Origin of the sequence: Streptomyces sp. NPDC059900 (assembly GCF_050270335.1) — a bacterium.
GTDB lineage: Bacteria > Actinomycetota > Actinomycetes > Streptomycetales > Streptomycetaceae > Streptomyces.
Genome location: NZ_JBNNJZ010000687.1, coordinates 1 through 3967, shown reverse-complemented (window position 1 = coordinate 3967; position 3967 = coordinate 1). Strand labels below are relative to the sequence as shown.

Genomic DNA, 3967 nt, shown 5'->3' with positions numbered 1-3967 from the left:
CGGTGATATCACCGCACCGGGGGCATCTCGTCGTGGAAACTTAGGACAGAGTGAAGTAGCTGTAAAACTCATGCGGTTGATGAACGGGAACGCGAGCGGGGCGTCTGGGGAGACGTTGCGGTCACGTCAGGGGAGGGGTTGGACGATGGCGCACGGTCGCCTGGGAGGCACGGGACGTCACCGTGCCCAGAAACCGGTCAAGGGCGGACGCCAGGCCGTCGCGCTCGCCACGATCCTGTCGGCGGCGGGCATCCAGACCGTCAGCGCCGCGGGGACGGCGGGAGCGGCGGGGGAGGCCGACGCCGAGCCGTCCCTGGCCGAGGCGCCGATCTTCAACGATCCGCTGGGCACCTCCGAGCAGCAGTACGCCATCCGGACGCGTCTGATCGAGCTGACGAACACCGCGGTGCCGGGATCGACCATCAAGGTCGCGGTCTACCACGTGTGGGAGGCCTCGGTCGTCGACGCGCTCGTGGCGGCCAGGAACCGCGGCGTGCACGTGCAGATGGTCCTCGACGAGACCAGCAGGAGCGACCGGCCCACGAACACGTCGTACAGCAGGCTCGCGACGGCCCTCGGCACCGACAGGAGCAAGTCGTCCTTCGTGACGCTCTGCCCCGCGGAGAAGTCCTGCCTGGGCGATCCGAAGTACGGCAAGTCGATCATGCACAACAAGTTCTGGCTGTTCTCGCAGGTCGAGGGCGCCAGGGACGTCGTCGTGCAGACCACGTCGAACTCGACGCCGTCCGCGCACACGAAGTTCTTCAACGACGCGCTGCAACTCCCGAACAACCCGACGATGTACGAGGCGTACGCCGACTACTTCGCCGACATGATCCGCAAGGACTGGCGGAACTGGGACTACCGCACGGTCACCGACGGCCTCTACAAGGCGTACTTCTTCCCGCGCTCCGGCACGGTCAACGAGACCGACACGATGTACTCGGTCCTGAACAACGTGCAGTGCAATTACAAGGACGCGGCCGGGGTGGCCCGGCACACGAACGTCCGCGCCTCGATCTTCAAGATCACTCGGAAGCAGATCGCCGACAAGCTCGTCTCGCTCAAGAAGGCGGGCTGCACGGTGAGCATCCTCTACGCCGAGACCGACAGCGCCAAGAGCCAGGGCGGCACCCCCGGCACCTGGGAGGCGCTGCACAAGACCGGTGGACCCACCATGCGCTGCTACAACGACGACCGGGACCCGTTGCACCCCGGCACCAAGCTGGTGACGCCCTACATCATCCACTCGAAGTACCTGCTGATCGACGGCATGTACGACGGCAAGCAGAACAAGATCTCCTTCACCGGCTCGCAGAACTACACGGCGCCCGCCCTGCGCGAGAACGACGAGGCGATCGTGAAGGTCGACGACGATTCGGTGCACGACGCCTACCGCCGCCACTTCGACCGCGTACGGGCCGTGGCCTGGCCGGGCAAGGCCGACACCACCGATCTGTGCAAGGGCGTCAAGCCTCTGCCGCCGGACGGCGAGAAGCCGGTTTGACCCTTCCGGGTGAGCCCCGTAATCTTGACCGTCGGCGTGTCAATAGGCGCGTCCTATCCCCGTAAACCTGATTTCCTTCCGGCGCCCCCGGCGCTCGGAAGAGGCCGACCGCGCATGCGGGCGGCTGGACTGCGGGGGTCCCGTTCCGAGCGAGAGAGAGATCCGCGTGTACGCCATCGTGCGCAGCGGTGGTCGCCAGCACAAGGTTGCTGTCGACGACATCGTTGAGGTTGACAAGATTTCCACTGCCAAGGTTGGCGACACGGTCGAGCTCTCGACCCTGCTCGTTGTCGACGGTGACGCCGTGACCAGCGACCCGTGGGTCCTGGCGGGCATCAAGGTCCAGGCCGAGGTTGTGGACCACCACAAGGGCGCGAAGATCGACATCCTTCGCTACAAGAACAAGACCGGCTACCGCCGTCGTCAGGGTCACCGTCAGCAGTACACGGCGATCAAGATCACCGGTATCCCCACGGCTGCGAAGTAAGGGACTGAGACTAGATGGCACACAAGAAGGGCGCATCGTCCACTCGGAACGGGCGCGATTCCAATGCTCAGCGGCTCGGTGTGAAGCGCTTCGGCGGTCAGACCGTCAACGCCGGTGAGATCCTGGTCCGCCAGCGCGGCACCCACTTCCACCCGGGCTCGGGCGTCGGCCGCGGCAAGGACGACACCCTGTTCGCGCTGGACGCCGGTGCGGTGGAGTTCGGCACCCACCGTGGCCGCAAGGTCGTGAACATCGTTCCGGTCGCCTGAACCAGGCTTCCGTAGAACAAGGTTCTTCGCGAGGGCGGACCTCACTTCCCTGTCGGGAAGCGGGTCCGCCTTTCGCGTGTTACTAGATAGACATTCCGTAAGTTTCTGGAGGCACATCCCATGACCACCTTCGTGGACCGCGTCGAGCTGCACGTCGCCGCGGGTAGCGGGGGCCACGGCTGTGCCTCCGTCCACCGTGAGAAGTTCAAGCCGCTCGGCGGCCCGGACGGCGGCAACGGCGGCCGTGGCGGTGACGTGATCCTGGTCGTCGACCAGTCGGTCACGACCCTGCTCGACTACCACCACTCCCCGCACCGCAAGGCCACCAACGGCGCCCCCGGTGCCGGTGACAACCGCTCCGGCAAGGACGGCCAGGACCTGGTCCTGCCCGTGCCGGACGGCACCGTCATCCTCGACAAGCAGGGCAACGTCCTGGCCGACCTGGTGGGCCAGGGCACGACCTACGTCGCCTCGCAGGGCGGCCGCGGCGGCCTGGGCAACGCGGCGCTCGCCTCCGCCCGCCGCAAGGCGCCCGGCTTCGCCCTCCTGGGTGAGCCCGGCGACGCCGGTGACGTCGTCCTGGAGCTCAAGACGGTCGCGGACGTCGCTCTCGTGGGCTACCCGAGCGCGGGCAAGTCCTCGCTGATCTCGGTCCTGAGCGCGGCCAAGCCGAAGATCGCCGACTACCCCTTCACGACGCTGGTCCCCAACCTCGGCGTGGTGACGGCGGGCTCGACCGTCTACACGATCGCCGACGTGCCGGGCCTGATCCCGGGCGCGAGCCAGGGCAAGGGCCTGGGCCTGGAGTTCCTGCGGCACGTCGAGCGGTGCAGCGTCCTGGTGCACGTCCTGGACACGGCGACCCTGGAGTCCGACCGTGACCCCGCCTCCGACCTCGACATCATCGAGGAGGAGCTGCGGCAGTACGGCGCGGGCCTGGAGAACCGGCCGCGGGTCGTCGTCCTCAACAAGATCGACGTACCGGACGGCCAGGACCTCGCGGACCTGGTCCGCCCCGACCTGGAGGCGCGCGGCTACCGCGTCTTCGAGGTGTCGGCCGTGGCGCACAAGGGGCTCAAGGAGCTCTCCTTCGCGCTCGCCGAGGTCGTGGCCGCAGCGCGTGCCGCGAAGCCGAAGGAGGAGGCGACCCGTATCGTCATCCGGCCCAAGGCCGTGGACGACGCGGGCTTCACCGTCAAGCTCGGCGACGACGGCATCTACCGCGTGCGCGGCGAGAAGCCGGAGCGCTGGGTGCGGCAGACCGACTTCAACAACGACGAGGCCGTCGGCTACCTCGCCGACCGTCTGAACCGCCTCGGCGTCGAGGAAGAGCTGATGAAGGCGGGCGCGCGCACCGGCGACGGCGTCGCCATCGGCCCCGAGGACAACGCGGTCGTCTTCGACTGGGAGCCCACGGTGATGGCCGGCGCGGAGATGCTGGGCCGTCGCGGCGAGGACCACCGCCTCGAGGCGCCCCGTCCGGCCGCCCAGCGCCGCCGGGACCGGGACGCGGAGCGTGACGAGGCGGAGCAGGCGTACGACGACTTCGAGCCGTTCTAGGCCCTTAAGGGGCGCGGGGAACTGCGCGACAAGCCACGACGCACCCGCAGTCACTGCACAGAGAAGGGGCCCCCGCGCGCAAAGAAACCGGGGCCCGTCTATGCGACTGGCGCCGCCCCCCACCCTGCTACCCCCGGACGGGGT

The 3967-nt window shown here is 68.1% G+C and carries 4 protein-coding genes; all 4 read left to right on the top strand.

All coding sequences use genetic code 11. The annotated features are described in order from the left end of the window. Positions 1-145: 145 nt before the first annotated feature. The 4 genes from ACQKIP_RS42030 (at position 146) to obgE (ending at position 3823) form a co-directional block, all read left to right on the top strand. Complete coding sequence (locus ACQKIP_RS42030) at positions 146-1507, top strand: phospholipase D-like domain-containing protein (protein ID WP_365857812.1); 1362 nt, start codon at positions 146-148, stop codon at positions 1505-1507. Positions 1508-1673: 166 nt separating this feature from the next. Then, entirely contained in the window at positions 1674-1994 is a 321-nt protein-coding gene (rplU, locus tag ACQKIP_RS42025) for a 50S ribosomal protein L21 (protein WP_055566950.1), read from the top strand. Between the two features lie 14 nt (positions 1995-2008). Next, positions 2009-2263 carry a 50S ribosomal protein L27 gene (gene rpmA / locus ACQKIP_RS42020; protein ID WP_030564037.1) on the top strand — a complete coding sequence of 85 codons (255 nt, stop codon included), beginning with the start codon at positions 2009-2011 and terminating at the stop codon, positions 2261-2263. A 120-nt stretch (positions 2264-2383) separates the two neighbouring features. Further along, a complete protein-coding gene (gene obgE / locus ACQKIP_RS42015) occupies positions 2384-3823 on the top strand; it encodes a GTPase ObgE (protein WP_365857815.1) in 1440 nt (479 codons plus the stop codon). The last annotated feature ends 144 nt before the right edge of the window (positions 3824-3967 follow it).

Bases quoted from the DNA above. Each gene is read 5' to 3' on its own strand.
- ACQKIP_RS42030 (WP_365857812.1), top strand. From the start codon at position 146: ATGGCGCACGGTCGCCTGGGAGGCACGGGACGTCACCGTGCCCAGAAA.
- rpmA (WP_030564037.1), top strand. From the start codon at position 2,009: ATGGCACACAAGAAGGGCGCATCGTCCACTCGGAACGGGCGCGATTCC.
- obgE (WP_365857815.1), top strand. From the start codon at position 2,384: ATGACCACCTTCGTGGACCGCGTCGAGCTGCACGTCGCCGCGGGTAGC.